This window comes from Pontibacter sp. CAU 1760 (assembly GCF_054482735.1).
Map to the genome: position 1 here is coordinate 82496 of NZ_JBTLRL010000007.1, position 18816 is coordinate 101311.

22 protein-coding genes are annotated in these 18816 nt (G+C 48.7%); 14 read left to right on the forward strand and 8 right to left on the reverse strand.

The genetic code is table 11. The features are described 5' to 3' along the window. The first annotated feature begins 29 nt into the window (after positions 1-29). Together ACXYMU_RS11535 and ACXYMU_RS11540 are read left to right on the forward strand one after the other, a co-directional pair. Positions 30-740, forward strand: a complete 711-nt coding sequence (locus ACXYMU_RS11535; RefSeq protein ID WP_458986545.1) for a class I SAM-dependent methyltransferase — start codon at positions 30-32, stop codon at positions 738-740. A gap of 382 nt (positions 741-1122) precedes the next feature. Then, positions 1123-1470, forward strand: a complete 348-nt coding sequence (locus ACXYMU_RS11540) for a nuclear transport factor 2 family protein (protein ID WP_458986546.1) — start codon at positions 1123-1125, stop codon at positions 1468-1470. 128 nt (positions 1471-1598) lie between these two features. On the opposite strand, the gene ACXYMU_RS11545 is transcribed toward ACXYMU_RS11540, so the two are convergent. Next, on the reverse strand, positions 1599-1919 hold the full coding sequence (locus ACXYMU_RS11545; RefSeq protein ID WP_458986547.1) for a winged helix-turn-helix transcriptional regulator: 321 nt from the start codon (positions 1917-1919) through the stop codon (positions 1599-1601). A 120-nt stretch (positions 1920-2039) separates the two neighbouring features. Between ACXYMU_RS11545 and ACXYMU_RS11550 the strand changes: the two genes are divergently transcribed. Then, on the forward strand, positions 2040-2492 hold the full coding sequence (locus ACXYMU_RS11550; protein WP_458986548.1) for a hypothetical protein: 453 nt from the start codon (positions 2040-2042) through the stop codon (positions 2490-2492). A 280-nt stretch (positions 2493-2772) separates the two neighbouring features. Here ACXYMU_RS11550 and ACXYMU_RS11555 read toward each other — a convergent pair whose 3' ends face one another. Then, a complete protein-coding gene (locus ACXYMU_RS11555) occupies positions 2773-3417 on the reverse strand; it encodes a cysteine hydrolase family protein (RefSeq protein WP_458986549.1) in 645 nt (214 codons plus the stop codon). A gap of 295 nt (positions 3418-3712) precedes the next feature. Then, the gene (locus ACXYMU_RS11560; protein WP_458986550.1) at positions 3713-4024 is read right to left on the reverse strand and encodes a winged helix-turn-helix transcriptional regulator; all 312 of its coding nucleotides are present in this window, start codon (positions 4022-4024) and stop codon (positions 3713-3715) included. 125 nt (positions 4025-4149) lie between these two features. Here ACXYMU_RS11560 and ACXYMU_RS11565 point away from each other — a divergent pair, with 125 nt between their 5' ends. The 7 genes from ACXYMU_RS11565 to ACXYMU_RS11595 all read left to right on the forward strand — a co-directional run bounded on the left by ACXYMU_RS11565 (position 4150) and on the right by ACXYMU_RS11595 (position 9569). Further along, complete coding sequence (locus ACXYMU_RS11565; protein WP_458986551.1) at positions 4150-4662, forward strand: lactoylglutathione lyase family protein; 513 nt, start codon at positions 4150-4152, stop codon at positions 4660-4662. 220 nt (positions 4663-4882) lie between these two features. Next, positions 4883-5419, forward strand: coding sequence for a hypothetical protein (locus ACXYMU_RS11570; RefSeq protein ID WP_458986552.1), 537 nt, complete (start codon positions 4883-4885; stop codon positions 5417-5419). Positions 5420-5468: 49 nt separating this feature from the next. Beyond that, positions 5469-5834 (forward strand): hypothetical protein, encoded by a 366-nt coding sequence (locus ACXYMU_RS11575; protein ID WP_458986553.1) that lies wholly within the window; start codon positions 5469-5471, stop codon positions 5832-5834. Between the two features lie 283 nt (positions 5835-6117). Continuing rightward, a complete protein-coding gene (locus ACXYMU_RS11580; RefSeq protein WP_458986554.1) occupies positions 6118-6666 on the forward strand; it encodes a hypothetical protein in 549 nt (182 codons plus the stop codon). Then, positions 6663-7607: an alpha/beta hydrolase gene (locus ACXYMU_RS11585; protein WP_458986555.1), complete on the forward strand. Its 945-nt coding sequence runs from the start codon at positions 6663-6665 to the stop codon at positions 7605-7607. Before ACXYMU_RS11580 ends, ACXYMU_RS11585 begins: the two co-directional genes overlap by 4 nt. A gap of 404 nt (positions 7608-8011) precedes the next feature. Then, positions 8012-8986, forward strand: a complete 975-nt coding sequence (gene rlmF, locus ACXYMU_RS11590; protein ID WP_458986556.1) for a 23S rRNA (adenine(1618)-N(6))-methyltransferase RlmF — start codon at positions 8012-8014, stop codon at positions 8984-8986. 190 nt (positions 8987-9176) lie between these two features. Beyond that, positions 9177-9569: a methionine-R-sulfoxide reductase gene (locus ACXYMU_RS11595; RefSeq protein WP_458986557.1), complete on the forward strand. Its 393-nt coding sequence runs from the start codon at positions 9177-9179 to the stop codon at positions 9567-9569. Between the two features lie 92 nt (positions 9570-9661). Here the strand turns inward: ACXYMU_RS11595 and ACXYMU_RS11600 are convergent, their stop codons facing one another. Beyond that, positions 9662-10258, reverse strand: a complete 597-nt coding sequence (locus ACXYMU_RS11600) for a hypothetical protein (RefSeq protein WP_458986558.1) — start codon at positions 10256-10258, stop codon at positions 9662-9664. A gap of 42 nt (positions 10259-10300) precedes the next feature. Beyond that, positions 10301-11005 carry a hypothetical protein gene (locus tag ACXYMU_RS11605; RefSeq protein ID WP_458986559.1) on the reverse strand — a complete coding sequence of 235 codons (705 nt, stop codon included), beginning with the start codon at positions 11003-11005 and terminating at the stop codon, positions 10301-10303. A gap of 233 nt (positions 11006-11238) precedes the next feature. Here ACXYMU_RS11605 and ACXYMU_RS11610 point away from each other — a divergent pair, with 233 nt between their 5' ends. The 4 genes from ACXYMU_RS11610 to ACXYMU_RS11625 all read left to right on the forward strand — a co-directional run bounded on the left by ACXYMU_RS11610 (position 11239) and on the right by ACXYMU_RS11625 (position 14174). Further along, positions 11239-12768, forward strand: a complete 1530-nt coding sequence (locus ACXYMU_RS11610; RefSeq protein ID WP_458986560.1) for a hypothetical protein — start codon at positions 11239-11241, stop codon at positions 12766-12768. 89 nt (positions 12769-12857) lie between these two features. Next, the gene (locus tag ACXYMU_RS11615) at positions 12858-13241 is read left to right on the forward strand and encodes a diacylglycerol kinase family protein (RefSeq protein WP_458986561.1); all 384 of its coding nucleotides are present in this window, start codon (positions 12858-12860) and stop codon (positions 13239-13241) included. 56 nt (positions 13242-13297) lie between these two features. After that, the gene (locus ACXYMU_RS11620) at positions 13298-13690 is read left to right on the forward strand and encodes a DUF6970 domain-containing protein (RefSeq protein ID WP_458986562.1); all 393 of its coding nucleotides are present in this window, start codon (positions 13298-13300) and stop codon (positions 13688-13690) included. 7 nt (positions 13691-13697) lie between these two features. After that, positions 13698-14174 carry a DinB family protein gene (locus ACXYMU_RS11625; protein ID WP_458986563.1) on the forward strand — a complete coding sequence of 159 codons (477 nt, stop codon included), beginning with the start codon at positions 13698-13700 and terminating at the stop codon, positions 14172-14174. A 141-nt stretch (positions 14175-14315) separates the two neighbouring features. Here ACXYMU_RS11625 and ACXYMU_RS11630 read toward each other — a convergent pair whose 3' ends face one another. The 3 genes from ACXYMU_RS11630 to ACXYMU_RS11640 all read right to left on the reverse strand — a co-directional run bounded on the left by ACXYMU_RS11630 (position 14316) and on the right by ACXYMU_RS11640 (position 18775). Beyond that, positions 14316-15101, reverse strand: a complete 786-nt coding sequence (locus ACXYMU_RS11630; RefSeq protein WP_458986564.1) for a DUF4382 domain-containing protein — start codon at positions 15099-15101, stop codon at positions 14316-14318. A gap of 199 nt (positions 15102-15300) precedes the next feature. Next, positions 15301-15510, reverse strand: coding sequence for a GDCCVxC domain-containing (seleno)protein (locus ACXYMU_RS11635; RefSeq protein WP_458986565.1), 210 nt, complete (start codon positions 15508-15510; stop codon positions 15301-15303). Positions 15511-15745: 235 nt separating this feature from the next. Next, on the reverse strand, positions 15746-18775 hold the full coding sequence (locus ACXYMU_RS11640) for an AsmA-like C-terminal region-containing protein (RefSeq protein WP_458986566.1): 3030 nt from the start codon (positions 18773-18775) through the stop codon (positions 15746-15748). Positions 18776-18816 lie beyond the last annotated feature (41 nt).

Below are 18816 nucleotides of genomic sequence, written 5' to 3' on the forward strand. Positions count from 1 at the left end.
TATTTAAATAAATGGTATTTTTATAGCGAATGAAGAAAGGATATAATGAAAGATTATTCCAAGAGAATACTCTAAGAGGACGCTTGCATTTTGCTCGATACTATTGGCTAAGGAGCAAAGTAGCTAAATATTATCCAGAGGTTAAATCTGTTTTAGAACTAGGTTGCTTTGATGGTAAAACAATCTCTTTTTTACCTCAAAGCATTACCTTATATCATGGATTTGATGCCAATTGGGAAAGAGGACTTGATGAGGCAAGAAAAATCTATATAAATGATGACCGATTGAAATTTATTCGTAGTTCTGAAATAGAAGGTTTTGTTCCTCCGCTACCTGTATATGATGTTTCGATTTGTATGGAAACATTAGAACATCTTCCGTTAGTTGATTTAGAATTATATATAAGCCAATTGAGAAACTCTACAAAGCACTTTTGCTTTGTGACTGTACCTAATGAGAAAGGATTTGTTTTGATACTTAAGTACCTGATCAAGAAAATGGTACTAAGGGATGATCCTGAGCTTTACTCATATAATGAATTGCTGAATGGTTTATTCAATAGAATGAAAAGAATCCAAAGGAATGAAGGAGGGCATAAAGGGTTTGATTATGTAGAACTGATTGATAGGCTAAAAGGTCACTTTGATATAATAGAAGTTAATGGAATTCCTTTAGCTACAGTTCCTAAGCAATTGAGTTTTTCAATTGGGGTTGTTCTTAAAAGGAAGACACTATCATGAGCACCCATCTCACAAGTTTAGCGACAGCACAAATTGTGGGTACACATTCCAGCCAGTTTGTAACTGGCTTATTTTACAGGCTACTTTCGCAAGTTGGAAACTGGCTGCCATACCTCAACAGTTTACCGCTTCGCTCAAACTTGCGGGATAAGGGGAGTTTAGAAAAGTAGTAAACAGAGGAATAAAGAAAATGACGATGGTAAATTCCCGGAAAGAAAATTCCCGCATAGCAGGGTATGACAGGAGGCTTTTACAAGGCATGTTCCTAGTACTTATTTTCTCTGCATCGTTTTTATCCTGCATTTCCCCAAAAGCGCCCCATGCCGATGCCACATTAACATACACGCCTGCAGACCAAGAACTACATAAGTCTATTGCAGCGATGGATAGTTTGTTTTTTGCGGCCTACAATACGTGCGACTTAGCCGAACAAGCCCGGATTTATGCCGATGAGATAGAGTTCTTCCACGACCAGGGCGGCTTGATGACTTCGAAACAGGCAATCATCGACGGCACAGAGCAGAATATCTGTGGCAAAGTAACCCGCGCGCTGGTGCCGGGGAGCATCGAGGTGTACCCGATTAAGGGGTATGGCGCCGTGGAGATCGGGTATCATAGGTTCTACAACAACCAGGAACCCGATGCGCCCTCCTATCCGAGCAAGTTTATCATTATGTGGCAGCATGTAAATGCTGAGTGGAGGATAAGCAAAGTAATAAGCCTGCATTAACGTATCGAGTAAGCTGCAACTTAACCTGTGGTCTTACTGTGCAGATAGCTTATTACTGCCGCATCACACTGAGTACCTTTTCAAGCTGAACACCTTCCTGCCATACCTACTCGCATTTGCCGCTGCGCTCAGGCTTGCGGAATGCGCGCAGCCGTTTTGGCTCCCCAGGCATCTAAACTGAGCAGAATGGCCTGCAGCGATTTTCCCTTTGCCGTCAGTGCGTACTCTACCTTCGGCGGAACCTCCGGAAATACTTCTCGGCTGATAAGTCCGTCTTTCTCCAACTCCCGCACCGTTTGCGCAAACATCTTATTAGAAATTTCAGGGACGCTGCCCTGCAACACCCCCGACCGCAGCGGACCTTTGAGCAAGTGAAATAAGATCAGCGGCTTCCATTTGGTGCCGATCAGGTTCATGGTATAGTGGAGCGGGCAATATTCTTGACGCATATCTTTTTCTGTAATCAACTCATTAACGATTAACTTAATACACCACAACGTATCATTTCTTTACAAATAAGTCATTTGCATGTAATATTTATTGCTTTTAGCCACTAACTACTAAAGACCATGACATTGCAGGACGCATATAACCTTTTTGAAAGATTAAAAGACGAAACAACTATAAGATCAGAAATCAAGGTTTATGAGAAATTCACATATATACTATCTGAATTGAAAATCAAAAAGTTCTCAAAAGATGAAATTCAATCCATTGAAACTGAACTTGAACGTTTTGATTTAAAATTAGATCCTGAGAATAGAAAAAAACACTTTAAAAAAGCACTAACTGAATTTGAAAAATATTTAAAGGATACATTTTATTTAACTCCAAAAGACTATTATACAAGACTCTATGCAGGTTTAGGGTTGTCTTTTGGACTTCTTTTTGGAATTGTGTTTTTGTCAGGTTGGGAGCGGTCTTTAGGTATATCTATGGGGTTGATTATCGGAATGGTAATCGGCTCCCTTATTGGAAAATCTATGGACATTAAAGCTAAAAATGAAGGCAGAATGTTGTAATAAAAAGGCGAATCTAAACCTCAAAGATTTAACTGAAACAAAAGTACCCCCATCCCGCAAGTTTAGCGATAGCGCAACTTGCAGGTAGACTTGTTAGCAAGTTTTTTAACTAGCAAACCCATTCTATATATCTCTCTAAAAAAATTTCCTTCAAGGAAGGGACACTAGTGCTATAAGTTCAATGACTGATCTTAATGATTGCCTAAAACAGCAAACCTTATCTGAAGAAGATAAGGTTTGCTGTTTTAGTGGTAGTAGTACTTCTTATTTAGGTATAGAATTACCTGATAGATTCCAAAACCTCGTCAGTTGTAACAACTTCGTTTGCGATAAAATTAAAGTTAGTAATAGCCGATGCATACCCATCTCCTAATTCATCAGTTTTACCACCTGCAGTAGCATCCTTTATCACGGTAACTTCAAAACCATTTTCTATTAACTCCCGCATATGTGACTCTACACACAAGTTAGCTGACATACCGGCAAGTAACACACGATTAATGCCATGTTTGCGAAGCTGTAAAGCCAAATCATTGGATTCAGGGCCGTATACCTTATGCGGACTACAAATTACGGTTTCGCCATCATTAATATAGGTCTTATACCTTTCTAACCAATCGGCTCCACTGCCTTCTTTTAAGTGAAAAGGATCTTTCCTGTCAAACATGTTAATGTCATGCATCATTTTTTCCAGGGTTCCTTCTGTTTGCCACTCATGATCGGTTGGATAATAATAGTGCGGGCTGATAAATACTTTAATTCCAGAACTCTTTGCAGCTTTAAAAAGTGATTCAAGGTGTTCTATTGTGTTATTCTCTTTCACGCTTTCAGCAACTACTTTAAAGGCAGCTCCATCTTCATGGAGGAAGTCGTTTTGTGGATCCGTAACTACCAGCGCAGTATTGGTTTTATCAATTGATTTCATAAGCTTGTTTTTATCTAGGAAGTATATTTTGAGATGTTATTAAATGTTCTCAACTATCTTAACATTTGTTATAATTGAATATCAAATAGTTGGAATAGTAATACGGCTTTAAAATACAACAGTTATGTACCCTCATTCTACAAATTCGGTGGCAGCGCAACTTTCGGTGTACATCTAAGCTATTTTGCAACCACAGTTTTCACAACTATACTTTAGCAAGTTGAAAACTTGCTGCCATACTCCCCACAAGTTACCGCTTCGCTCAAACTTGCAGGATACGAGGAATTTATGCCTGTTAGCTGCGCGCTGCCATTTCAGTTCCCCAAGCATCCAAACTGAGCAGAATTGCTTCCAGCGATTTTCCGGTTTCAGTTAGCTCGTACTCTACCTTCGGCGGAACCTCCGGAAATACCTCTCGGCTGATAAGCCCGTCTTTCTCCAACTCCCGCACCGTTTGCGTAAACATCTTATTAGAAATTTCAGGGACGCTGCCCTGCAACACCCCCGACCGCAGCGGGCCTTTGAGCAGGTGAAACAAAACCAGTGGCTTCCATTTCGTGCCGATCAGGTTCATGGTATAGTGGAGGGGGCAATGTTCGTTGGGCATATCTGTTTTACTAAGCGCCTCATTATCAACAATTCACTCTGTTGGTAACATATAGCACCTTTTGGTAAGTTATTGTATATGAATTAAATATACGGTTATTTTGAACGACAAATACTTAAAATAATATGAGACCGCAAGCAAATTACCCACGATCATTCTCCCATATCGGGCTAACTGTGCCAGATATAAAAAAGGCCGTTCAATTTTATGCTGATGTGATGGGTTGGTATGTCATCATGGAGCCCTCGACGGTGAAAAAGGAAAGAGAGACGGCCATTGGGCAGATGTGCATCGACGTGTTTGGGGAAGACTGGGAGGAGTTCGATATCGCGCACCTGGCTACTTCCGACGGCATCGGCGTAGAGCTGTTCTCATTTCCGCACGGCAAGAAAGAAGCGCCGGCGTTCAGCCCTTTTAACACCGGGCTCTTCCATTTCTGCGTGCAGGACCCAAACATAGAGGAGCTGATAGAAAAAATAGTGGCATCCGGAGGAAAGCAAAGAATGCCGATCAGGGAATACTACCCTAACGACAAACCCTATAGAATGTGCTATGTCGAAGACCCGTTCGGGATTGTGTTCGAGGTATACACGCATAGCTACGAGCTTACCTATTCCTCAGGAGCCTATGCTAAGTAAGGCAAGAAGACGGAGCGGATACGGCACAACAAACATGTTAGCAAGTTTATGCAGCAAGAGAGCAGCCCACCAAAGAGCTGCTCTCTTGCTGCATAAATAGTATATTATTATCATATATATATTTAAATGTACTATATTTACCATACCTACTGCGTACTGCTCGATCGAACAGGTTAACAGATAGCCACTTTAAAAGCATTTTTTAACTTTTTTGTATCGTATGAAAGTATCATTTTTCGCTATTCTGATAGCGCTGTGCCTGATAGGGCAAACCGCGCAGAGCCAGATCTTTAAATCTAAAAGGCCCTATAAAGTTTGGGTATCGCCTATGGCCACAAACGCAGTAATTAAAGGCTACATCATCCAGACAAAGGATTCGTCAATTGTCATTTCACAATTCCCGACAACCGAAACAACAAGCGCTGCATTCGTTGAGGTAGACATCAACACGATAAAGCATCTCAAATTCCGTAAGGATGGGAAAGTAGGCAGAAGCATTTGGCAAGTAGCGCTAGCAGAACTCGCACTCTCCATGGCGCTTATGCAAGCTACCGGAGATCCGTTTGTTGGAGCAGCCGGAATTATGTATATGCCTGCTGCTGCTGTGATTGGCGGCGCTATCGGTGTCTTAAAAACCAAAGTGCCTATAAACGGTAACCAACTGCAATACCAGCAAAGCCGAGATAAGCTCTTGAAGTATACCATCAAAGGCGCCCCCGTTACACAGCCCTTGGAAGCCAGTACATCAGGTCTTTAATATCACTCTTGAGCACAAAATAGCCTAAAGCGAGCGACATATTTTTAACTTGCCGCCCGCTTTAGGCATTCTTACCACCACTGATACATCCCCGTCCATGCCGCACCGCCTGGATTTTGAGCATACCCCTTGGGAAATGCCCGCTGTAGGCGTGGCCCAAAAAGTATTTTCTGATGGCAAAGCCCGAATGCGGCGGCTGAGGTTCTCTGATGATTTTGTGGAGGAGCAGTGGTGCACGAAAGGCCACGCAGGGTATGTGCTGGACGGGGCAAAGGAAATAGCCTTCGATGGCACCACAGTGCACTACAAAAAAGGCGACGGGGTATGGATAGCCCCGGGAGAGGCCTCTAAACACAAAGCCATCATCAGAAAAGGAGGGTTTGTGGAGCTTATCCTCTTCGAACCCAAGGCCTGATCAGTTAATGTGGTTTTCTGCCAGCAGGGTAGAGCCAGAAGTAGCCGTATAAAAGCATAAGCGCCCATCAACACACGCAAAGTTACACCGCGAAACCGCATAATCAGGGTAAGGGTATAACAGCATTCGTGTGGTTTTCTGCCCTTCTAAAGCATCGCCCTCCAACTTGCAGAACCACAATCCCTTCCTAGATAAATGTCAAAAATATATGCTATAAAGGCAAATTTTTTTAACTCTCTAACGTAAAGAAAAAAACGCTGCACCTGTCTTATCATCAATTAATATGCATCAAAAAATAACTGGCGGAAAGCTGCTCAGTTGCTGGCTGTTCCTGCTTTTTAGCCTTTCGGCCTATGGCCAGCGTCCGACACTGGAGGTGGGGGTGCGTTTGCAGAAAACGCTGAACCTATACTACGAGAACGGGGCCACCATACAGGCAACGCACCCGGCCCTGCTGCACAACCGGCTGAAGTTTGGGCTTACCTACGTCACGAGCCGACTGGGCTCGGCCGCTAACTCCAACGCCCTGAAACAAGACATCCTTTTTGCTTCGGTGGCTTACCTTTTTCGTCATGAGCGGGCGCTACAACCCTATGTACAGGCAAATGCGGGTTGGTTTCATGCCGACTACGAATCTGAGATTTTTCAGAATCTGGAGAACACCTCGCCTTTGCTGGCAATGGAAACAGGCTTGAGCCTCCGGATAACGCCCAGGGCGAAGGCTGCTTCTTCAGTAGGCCTTAACCTAATAACCGGTGATGGCTCCGACAGCCCGGGCACCTTATACCCTATATTTTACCAGCTTTCCCTGATGTGGGCTTTAGCGAGATGAAAAAGCAACTAAAACAACTTGCCTTCCTGAGCTGCCTATTATTTGCACTGGCAGCCTGCGATAAAGACCCGGACATAACAGCCGAGATGCTGGATGGCGAACTTCTCTTCGATCCGTCGTTGTATCAGCCGGAAAAGTATCTGGTGTCGTTGGCAAACCCGAACCCAAGCCCCGAAGAAGCGCAAAAGCCTGTATTGATTGCGGTGCATGGGTATAGCGCCTCTACGTTTGAGTGGGACGAGTTCCGGGATTGGGCAGGCAGTCAAACGGATGTCGCTATTTCGCAGGTGCTGATGGGCGGGCATGGCCGGGACTATCAATCGTTTAAGGCGGCTTCCTGGAAAGACTGGCGGCAGCCTGTGATAGACGAATATGAGCGACTGGAGGAGGCGGGGTATACGAATATCAGCTTGGCAGGCTCTTCAACGGGCTGCGCCATCATGCTGGAGATGCTGAGCAGCGACTACTTTGCCTTGCACATCAAGCCCAAACACATTTTCCTGGTAGACCCTATCGTGCTTCCGGCTGACAAGTTACTGACGCTGGTAGGTGTCGTGGGCCCTTTGCTAGGGTACGTTGAAGCGGATAACACGGCAGACGAAGACAAATACTGGTACCATTACCGCCCTTACGAGACGCTGCGGGAACTGCGGAACCTCACCAACAAAGTGCGCCAAGCACTGCAGAAAGGCATGAAGCTCCCGCAAGGCACCAGCCTGAAGGTTTATAAATCAGAAACGGATGAAACTGCAGACCCGGTAAGCGCGGTGCTAATCTACAAAGGGCTCAAAACTAATGCTGGCAAACCCGTCGAAGTGGAGATGATTCCGTCTGACATCCATGTGTATACCCGCCTCGACCTCCGGGAGAATGTAACGCCCAGGGACATTGCCAACCAGCTCGCTACTTTCAACGATATCGCCACACGCCTTCAGCAGTAAGCAGCAGTTGCGCTGGGAAAGGAATTTACACATACCTTAGACCCAGAGAACAGCATAAGTTTATGTTTATACTCCCAAATTGCTAGCTCTGTAACTGATTCGCAATACTATAAATATGAACAAGCGGGACTGCACTGCCAGGCGCAAACAGATGCTGATAAGAGGGTACCTAGTAGAATTCATCTTTTTATACTATCTTCACTTACCTCCTCAACCGAAGTAGGACTTGGTAATTGAATGTTTTTGCAAACGTTTATACCTGTCTAGTTTCTTGAAATCTATCAAATTCCGAACAGCTTAAACATCAGAATTTGATACTTGACAGCAATAACTAGTTACACTAAAATTTAAGCCATGTCTCGATAGAACTTAGCACTTCACAAATCAACTTATCCTACCCCTTAATGCCCCAAAAGAAGAAATCCCACCCCAAGGAAAAGGCTGGGCTGCACCCCCGCAACAAACACCGGGAACGTTACGACTTCGAGCAGTTGATAAAAAGCTGTCCGGAGCTGAGACCCTTCGTGAGGGTGAATGAGTATAACGACGCCTCGGTTGACTTCTTTGACCCGGAGGCGGTTAAAACGCTGAACAAGGCGCTGCTGTCTCATTTCTATGGCATCCGGCACTGGGACATTCCCCAGAATTACCTTTGCCCGCCCATTCCCGGCAGAGCCGATTACATACACCATGCGGCCGACTTGTTGGCTGCTTCTAACCAAGGCAAAATACCTAAGGGCAGACAAATCACTTGTCTGGATGTGGGCGTGGGAGCGAGTGCGGTATATCCTATCATTGGGCAACAGGAGTATGGCTGGTCGTTTATTGGCGCTGACATTGACCCTGTTTCCGTTCAGAACTCGCGGCAGATAGCGGCGGCAAACCCAGCGCTGAGCGGCAGCGTGACGGTGCGGCTGCAGCCAAACCCTAAAGACATCTTCAGAGGCATCATTCACCCTGGCGAGTCGATTGACCTGACTGTTTGCAATCCGCCGTTCCATGCCTCTTTGGCCGAGGCCCAGGCAGGAACGGTACGTAAACTAAGCAACCTGCAACAAAAAAAGATAAATAAGCCGACGCTTAACTTTGGCGGCCAAAAGGCAGAACTATGGTGCGAGGGCGGGGAGAGCCGTTTCGTGAACGACATGATCTACCAGAGCAGGCAGTTTGCCACGTCCTGCTTCTGGTTTACCACGCTCATCTCCAAGCAGGCTAATCTGAAAGGTGCCTACAGTGCCCTGACAAAGGCGGGCGCTGTGGATGTGAAAACCATCCCGATGGCCCAGGGAAACAAAATTAGCCGCGTGCTTGCCTGGACCTTCCTGAACCCGGACCAGCAGCGCACCTGGTCGAGCAGCCGCTGGAACAGGCAGACATAGCCGCCGCAATTTCTGTATGGCCCTTGTGAGGCAGCAAGCCGCTGCCAAGCCTAATAGACGTTAATTTTGAAACAAAAGTAGTTGAGATAAGAGACAGCAGCGGCAGCCACTGCAAATTCGGCAAACCCTTTTCAGCCTTTGCCGGTTTATACAGGTAATCAATTGCCCGGAAGCATAAAAATAAAGCCCTATGAAAATAGCGAAAGACCCATCAGAGTATAACAAGCTAACGCCAGAGGAAGCCCGCATTATCTTGCACAAAGGCACAGAGTACCCCGGCACCGGCGAGTATGAGCACAACAAAGCGGAGGGGGTGTACCTGTGCAAGCAGTGCAACAACCCGCTTTACACCTCCGAGTACAAGTTTGAGTCGCATTGCGGCTGGCCAAGCTTCGACGATGAGATAACCGGGGCGGTGAAGCGCGTGCCCGATGCCGACGGGAGGCGCACCGAGATTGTTTGCGCCAACTGCGGCGCGCACCTGGGTCACGTGTTCGAGGGCGAGTACCTGACGCCGAAGAATGTGCGCCACTGCGTCAACTCCCTCTCCATGAAGTTCGTGCCGATCGACAAGCTGGAATAGCAACAAGGCACAGGCGGTCAGCTGCGGAAACGTAGCTGACCGCCCGCTTTTGAACGGGCACCATACCTGCATCCGTGCACTACCGCGTGCTGCTACTGCCAGGAGTTGAGCAGCACCACAGTAGCCACTGCCGCCACTACCGTAAAGGCTCCGAAGCCGATGCCAGCACCGGCTGCCGCCTTGCCTAGTTTTCGCTTCTTCGCGCGGTCCTCATACCCCTTCACATAATCCGGGTCTGTCAGGTAGTTGATGTTGGAGACAGGGTTTCTCCCTGCCTTAGGGGGTACCGCCCCGATAATCACAGACCCGGCCAAACCATACGGAAACATAAAGCTACTTGCAGCCGAGCCCCACATGGCCCCTTTGCCTTTATACAACGTCTCAGCGTCTTTCCGGCCGAGTTCATACATTTGCGTTGGGGTGGCAGGCGCTGCAAGGCTTTGCGGACTCACGGCTTCTGCCATCATCTCTTTGGTCCCGTTGGCATAACGCACCATAAAAACCTCTGACTTTGGTATCTGGTATAGTATACCCTCCACAGAGTCCGGATGCTGATACATTATACCTTCTAAGTTGATTTCCACGACGCGCGCCAGGACCTCATCGCCGTTGCGCTTTACAATTGTGTCTTGGCCAAACGCTCCGCGTACCAGCACCAAACACAGGACGAGTAATAGATTTTTTTTCATACGTATATGTTGTTTAGATATGAACTGAAAGTCTGCAGTAGCTTATTTGCGAGAGTTAAACCCAAAGAGGATGCTGAAACGGCCGCCGTCGTTAGATGGGGCAAAGGCAAAGTTCACCGGGAAGTTCACGCCCTGGCTCTGAAAGTTGGTACCTACCGCCATCACAAGCCCGGCACCAGCCAGCGACACATTCGGCCCCACGCCAAACTCCAGCCCCTTAGCGCCTCTTATACCGATCAGGGCGCTCAGGCTTGGCAGAAACTTGCCCTGCTCCAGGCCGCCTACCAGTGGCACAAACTCAAAGAGGCCGGAGGTGCCGTTATCCAGGGTGAAGACGCGGGTTTCGAACTGCCAGCCAAACTGCGTCATGAAGCTGTTCACGTCTGTGCCGTACTCTTCCCGGATGTTATCGCTGTACTTCTGGCTCAGGATGGTGAAGCCCACACGCGGCCCGGCCAGTTTCAGGTTCGCTTGCCCCTGGTTATACCTGGCAGCAGGTTGTTGTGGTGGCGCCTGGTTGAACACCTCCTTCGTGCCGTTCTCATACCTGATCATAAACACATCGTGCTTCGCCATCGAAATGAGAGGCCCGTCCAGGTTATCAAACCGCTTGTATTTGACGGCATCCGGACTGATCTCCTGCACCTTTACCAGTACCTCATCCCCGTTACGCTTTGTCAGCACGTCCTGTGCCTGGCACACCGACGCGGACATCATTCCAATTAATAGTAATCCGAGCTTCTTCATAGTAATTTACTTTGTTACAGTTAAGTTTTTTTGTGCTTTGATGAAGTAAAGGTAGCGTACCGCAGCAGCTGAAGTAAAGCTAACATAGAACTTTTAAGGACTTTTAATATAACAATATATATAACATATATCATTTATTAGCAGCCATTTAAATAATAATTATCAGACTTTACAAAAAGTGAATTATATTTAGAAATTGGCTCAAGAAAGGAGAAAGAATTGCCGCAACAGGTATGGATGACCTCAAGATAACCCTGAACACGCTCTCAGAAGACGACAAGCGGGAACTTGCCGTATTTATCAAGCGCCAGAAAAAGCAGAAGCACCGCAAGGATTTGGCGCTTTACCAGTTGCTGCTGCAAACCCGCAGTTATACCCCGGCCCAACTGATCGACAGACTATACCCGGACAAGCCTAACCCTGTGGCCTACTATGCCCTCCGCAAGCGCTTGCTGCGGCACCTCACCGATTTTATCCTGCTGAAGCGCACCGAGGAGGATGTCACGGCAGCCTCCTCCATTATGGGGATGCTGTCGCTGGCCCGCTACCTGTTCGATGCCCGGGCAGACAAGCAGGCATGGGCGCACCTGCGCAAAGCCGAGAGCCTGGCGCAAGCCAACGAGCAGTACGACCTCCTGAATGCCGTGTACAACCTCCAGATAGAGAAATCAGACAACGAGTTTGCCGACCCACTGGACGAGATTATCCGGAAGCGGAACCTGAACAAGCAGATCGCCGACGAGGACGAGCGGGCCAACATTGCCAACAGCATCATCAACCAGCGCCTGCAGGCTGTGCGCCAACAGGGCACCGACCTCCATTTCGACAATATCATTCAGGACGTGTTGCGCACCTACCACTTGTCGGAGGCCGTGAGCAAGCGGCCCTCGCTACTCTACAAGCTCATGTCCATTACCCGAAGCGCCATCCTGGCCCGAAAGGATTTTCTTTCCTTCGAACCTTATATCATCAGCCAGTACCACGAGGCGGAGGAACGATATGGCTTCAAGAAAGCGCATCAGTATTACAAACTCAGCCTGCTGTACATGATCGCGCACGTGCTGTACCGCAACAAGAAGTTCAGTGAGTCGATGCGCTACCTGGCTTTGCTGCACGAGAGCATGGTGGGGGAGGGCAATAGCAACTACGCCACGTTTTACCCCCGCTATATTTTCCTGATGGTGGCCAACCTGGTGTTTCAGCGCCGCAACCCGGAGGCCATTGTGCTGATGGAGGAGCTGCTGTACAGCAACAAAATCGTGCTCGGCACCAAAGATCTGCTGACTGCCCAACTGGGCCTTAGCTTCAATTATTTTGCACAGGAGGCCTTCGGGAAAGCCAACCGGCTGCTGCTGAGCATCAAGCGCTCCGACAAGTGGTGCGAAGGAAAGATGGGCCGCGAGTGGGTACTGAAGAAGAACCTCGGGGAGTTGATTCTGCAGTATGAGTTGGGCAATGTAGATTTGGTGCTGAACAAAGTCCGGGCCTTTGAGCGGGCCTTCAGCGATCTCTGGAACGAGCCGGCCTACGTGAACGTGAAGCACTACCTGCACCTGATCAAGGAACTGGTAGACCATCCTGAACTCATACATAAGCCGGAGTTTATCTACCATGTGCAGCACATCCTGAAGTTTACCTCCTTTGAGAGAACCGATATACAGGCGCTGAGCTTCTATGCCTGGCTCCGGGCCAAGATGCTGCAAAGGCCTTACTACGATGTGCTGCTGGAGCTTGCTCACCATGCGGAGCAAGGGAAGGTATAGCTTAAAATTCTCATTCTATCCGCTGAAATAACATTAAGCAGCGCACTGCTGTAAAAAAGCAATCACACATTACCAAGACACCCTCAGTTATGCCCAAACCATCCGTATTCTCTGTCAGGTACAACAGCTTCCGTTACGCCTTCAAAGGAATGTTCGCGGTTTTCCGGAGCGAGGCGAATATGCACCTGCACGTACTGGCCAGCGTTTTGGTGATCGGTATGGCCTACTGGTTTGAGGTGACGCGCACCGATTGGTGCATCCTTTTGCTATGCATCGGGCTGGTATGGATGGCCGAGATCTTCAATACTGCCATCGAGACCCTAACAAACCTCGTCTCACCGGATTACCATGTGCTGGCAGGCAAAACCAAGGACATGGCAGCTGGGGCAGTGCTGATGGCGGCTATCACTACGGCAGTTGTGGGCCTGATCATTTTCGTGCCTTATTGGCTGGCCTTCGTAAACAGATTATAGGTAAAGTTTATATATAAGTGGTCGTTTAGTATCTTTGCCCGCTAAACATAAACAAAATGGCAAAATCCGGTCGTCTTCTATTCACCCTGCCGCTGTTGGCAACTACCTGGTTGTCTGCCTGTAAGCCAGGTGTTTCGCCGATGATTTCGGAGGCTGCCACTGCCAACGCGCAGGGGGCACCCTGGCTGAACCAGCTTATCCAACAGCTGCAAGTGGCCGAAACCGCCGACCCGCCCGCCAAGATATACCGCTATACCTATAACGAGCAGGAGGTATACTACCTGACAGGCCGCTGCTGCGACATCCCCAGCAAGCTGTATGACATGTATGGCAACGTGCTGTGCGAGCCTGACGGCGGCATAACCGGCCGGGGAGACGGGCGCTGCCCTGACTTTTTCGAGCAGCGCAAAGACGAAACTTTAATTTGGGAAGATAAACGAGAACAATAATTTAACCATGACTGGAAACGACGTACTGAAAAACTTATCAGAATATAACATCTGGGCCAATAAAACTATGCTGGATGTGTTCAGCAGCCTGCCAGAGATACCGGCTAACGCCGCCCGCCTTTTTAGCCACGCCCTGAACGCGCAGGCGATCTGGATTGCCCGCATCACCGGCACTGAGAGCCCCGTGAAGGTATGGCAGGAACACGACCTGGAGGAGTTAAAGAAGCTGCACGAGTACTCTTCGTATAAAATCGCGGAGCTGGCCCAGAACGCCGACGAAGCGGAGTTTAACCGCCTTATTGATTACAGCAACAGCCTTGGCAACCAGTATAGCACCCGCGTGCTCGACATCCTGACGCACGCGTTCAACCACGCCACCTACCACCGTGCCCAGACAGCCACTGACCTGCGCAAGAACGGCCATACCCCTCCCAACACAGATTACGTGACCTATGTACGCGAACTGATGGGCCAGGTATTTTAAGACTCTTTTTTAAGACACTAGATATTAGACGCTAGATATTAGATTTTTCTAAAAGCAAAAGGGCCTTTCTAACAGAAAGGCCCTTTTGCTTTTAGAACTCGCTTGTAATCCGGCAGCTTAACGCTTACAGGAAGGTATAGCTTAGTGGGTTAACTCGACAGTTCCTAAATCCTTGATCTGATTTTGGGTAACGCTCACGTTTTCCACTGTCTTATCGTGGGCACCGTTTTCGGTATAAAACTTCACTTCATACGTGCCCGCTTTCACGCCTTTGATCAGGAAGTCGCCGTTGGTGTTGGCATACCCCCCGATGGTATCGTTCGCGGCAGAGATCACATAAATACCCGGCTTGTAAGTGGCTGGCGTTACTTTTCCCTTTATACCGCCTGCAATAGCCTGGGTAATGGTGCGCACCACCGGCTTCAGGTTATACTGCCCGTTGCCTTTTGCCACGACAGACTTTGCCGCGTCGAAATCGAGCAGCACCACATACGTCACATCCTGCTCCAGATCGGCATTGAGTTGCAGCTTCACGCCGGAGCTTTGGCCGCTCGGTGTTTTCAGGGGCGTTACGGTGCCATTTTTCAGTTTCAGCGAGTTGTTTTCGCCCAGGATCAACCTGATTTGTGAGATGCGTCCCGCCGGCAGGTTAGCGCTCGCCAACAGGGTATCGCGGCCGTTCGCAAAATCCAGCAGGTTATACACGCCAGGGTGAATCTCATCCAAGGTAATCCAGTTGTTATCACCGGCATCCTTGTGTATCTGCACCGACTTGATATCCACGTTCACTTCAGCATAGTCACCCGGAGCGTCCGTCATCCTGACCTCCATCTTAGCGGTGCCCGTGTTCATGTCTTTGTCGTTATCGCAGGAAGCAAACCCGATCAGGCCGGTCAGCAGGCAAGGGAGGATATATTTTTTGATCATATAAATTGTATTAAATATAAATTCAAGAACGCTAATATTGCGACTTGTATACGTTTGAACGGATAAAGGTTGTACAATCTTATATCTATTGTTCAAAAAAGAAAAGAAGTCTGCAGCGCATATCGCTTGCAGACTTCTTTTCTTGTACTCCTGGTAAAGCAGGTATAACGCAATAATTGCTTTTCCTTTGGGGCTTAGCCTAGCAGCAGCTTTTCTGTTGCTGGATTGGTGGACAGGGCACGGTACCGTAGGAGCAGTAAACACAGCAATCGCCAGCCCTGGGCTTTAGCACTTCCTTACACTGCTCACACTCATAGAAGTACTGGCACGCATCTGTGGGCATCTTTTCTTCTTTGCTATACCCACACACTGGGCAGGTAATCACCGAAAATTCTTTTACCTCATCCATATGCTTCCTGCTGATTTGTTCTGTAGTTTTAAACTAAATCCCCTTTCTCAGGCTTATAATACATTTTAAGCCTGAGAAAGGGGATACTGCAAGCAAGGCCTTCGCCAAAGGATGAACTCCCTTCGCCTGCCACCTTTAACATAAGGCTGGGCCTATACAGGTTTGCAGGCACTGCATGATACGCTCCACAACAGCGCACTTCTACAGTTTAAGTCAATGGTCTTCGAGCAGCCTCTTAATTCCCCGTTTTAGCCGTATCGGCAGGGGTTGTGGCTGGTTTGGTTAGTTGCTTCAGGAAGCCTCCAACTCTGTCGGTTGCCTGCTTTTTGATGTTCTGCTCGGCTTCCAGCCGTTTTTTCTCCAGGGCTTCGCGGGCTTTCTGCTCTGCCTCCAGCTTCCGGCGGTTCAGCTCATTCTGCACGCTATCCTGTAGCTGCAGCTTGCGCTGCTCTAGTTGTTGCTTTGCCTCATCCAGTTTGTTCTTCACCACGGTTTGCACCACATCGGCTGCCTGCTCTTTCACAGAGCCGCCCACCAGCGACACCCGCGGGTCGGTCACGGTGCCGCCGATGTTCAGGTTCAGCGTCACCCGCTCTGAAGCAGCCAGGCTTTCGTTGCCTAGCAGGCTCGAAAGGCGGGTATTCAGTTCGCGGCCCACTTTACCCGTAGGCACGTTCAGCGCCGTGACATAGTCTATCTGCCCGTTTACGTTGTTAGAGCCGCCTACCTTCATCTCCACGTTACCTACGCTTAAATCAAAAGGCTTTATGACAAGGCTGCCGTTCACGATCTCCGCGTCTATCCGCTTATTCTCGATCACGAATTTCTTCAGCTCATCCAGTCGGGTCAGGCTCGTGATCTTATCCACGATGGCTACATTTCCCACTGCCGCACGCAACACATTGATCACGCCGGAGCCATCCAGCGTCTGGAAAACAGGGGTCATGTCCTTTGCTAGCTCTCCGGCAAACGCAAAGTTGGTTGAGAACTTGCCTTCCAGCACGGCGGCTATCGGGGCCAGCACTTTGATGGTGTTAAAGGAGTTAAACGCCTCTTTGAAGCTGAGCTCATTAATGTCCAGCTTCATGTCGAACAACGGCTTTTGCAGGTTTTGCGTGTTGTAGCTGCCGCTGGTGGCAAAGGATGCGCCCAAGGTGTTGAATTTTACGTTATTGAGCCGGGCCACCTTGTCCTTTACCTGCACCTGGCCGCTCACATTGTCTAGCTTCAGGTTATTGTACAATACTCTTTTGGCATCAATGTTCAGGGCCACATCCAGGTTGGCAGGCACTTCCACCACGCCCTCTGTGCCCGCATCGTCCACTGGCTCCCCGGTATTCTCGTCCACCATCCACTCGTTCACGTCAAACTGGTTTGAGCGGAGGTTAAAGGTGCCGCGCAAAGGTTGGTCATCCGCCAGGGCATACCCTATGTAGTTCGACACGCTGCCACTGGCCTGTATGTCGCTGCGGCCCAGGCTACCGCTCATGTTCTGGAGGTTAATGCGCTCGTTACTGAAGGTGGCATCCGCCTTGTTTATCTTTATACCCTGTGACATGTCCTGACTCACAAAGCGCAGGTCGTTCACGGCCATACTACCCTTAGCCGTCACGTTTTTGTATTTTTCAGCCTCAATGTCGCTCATCTTGCCCTTGGCTGCTACATCTGCATTAATGCGCCCGGAAAGCGTCATGTTCTCCAGCGGGAATATCTTCGTGAGCTTGGTCAGGTCCAGGATTCCCTTGATGCGCCCATCAAAAGCGGGTTGATCAATGCCTTGCACCAGCATGTTGCCCTCCAGCGGCTCGCCGTCCAGCAGCATGCTAAAGCGCTGGATGTTGATGCGGGTATCGTCGGTGTTGCCGGTGGTGTTCCGGATATTGGTTACCATGTTCAGGTTCTGGATCGGAGCCGGAAAGTCTTTGGATTTTATATAACCGTCTGTCAGGTTCAGGTCTGCGCTGATGACCGGCATGCTGGCTTTGGAATAAGTGCCCTTGGCATCTGCGTCTACTTTCAGCAGACCACGAAGCGTCATGTTTTCCACGGGGAACACCTTAGTGATCTCTGCCAGGTTCACGTTCGCCTTCACGTTGCCATCCAGTCGCATTACAGAATCAAGGCCATTTACAACCAGGCGAGCGTCTATGGGGTTCTTACCAAGGTCAAGGCGGAATTTACGAATAGCCAGGTCTGTGTTGGCCAACTGACCATCGCGGCTCTTCACGCTCATGTCCACGTTAATGTTGCGGGCGGCTTCCGGCAGATCGGGGTACTTAAACATACCCTCCATTACCTTCAGGTCCACGCCATACCCCGGCATCAGGGTATCCAGCATGCGGCCCTTCACATATCCCTCAAAACTCAGTTTCCCGCTGGTTTTGATGTCCCCGAACTGCTCGCTATACATACCCGGCACCACCGACAGCACATTACGAAAATCCGTTTCAGTAGCGGTAAAAGCCAGGTCCATGTCAATCGCCTCCTCAGGCATCAGGATACTGCCATCAAACTTAAAAGGGAATTCATTGATGCGGATATCGTTGTCTTTAAAGGTGTAAAGCGATTTGTCGAGGTCCATGGCCATGGTGACATCGGCTTTCAGCTTGGCATTTTCGAGGTAGTTTGTGCCATCGTATGTCATCGTAAAGCGGTCTGCCGTTGTCTCAGACACCATATCGAACACGTTTTTTTCAAAATCGCCGCTGCCGCTATGGTTCACATTGTAGGCCGCAAAGCCGAAGGGAATGCTGAGGTCATCATAAAAAAGCGTTCCACTGTTCACCTTCCAGCCTTTGATAGCCATGTTAAAATCGCTGGCAGAATCTGCCTCGGTGTCTGTGAGGGTAGAATCCGGTATAAAGATATCCCAGTTGGCCTTGCCGCTTTTTAACACAATAAGCCTTATCACGGGCTCGTCTAAAGTGATAGCGTTCACTTTTAGCTCATCCCCCGAAATTACGCTCATCAGGTTCAGTTCCATCCGAAAGGCAGGGATGCGCGCCAACGTGTCGGTGGCAAAAGAGTCCTTGCCGATAACGGAAAGGTTGTCTACGCCTAGCGTCAGGTTAGGGAAGTCCCGGAAAATGGACAGGCTCACGTCATCTGTCTCATACAGCACTTCTGCATGGATGCTTTGGGCAATTTCTTTGTCGAGGGCTTGCTTGATCTTATCTTTGAACAGCACAGGCACCAGTGCCGCTAAAAGCAACAGCAGCGCCAGAAATATGGAAAAGCCAATGGCTACTTTTTTCATGTGTTTCATGATTTCGGTGGGTACTTTCTGAATACTGAAAGATTACAAGT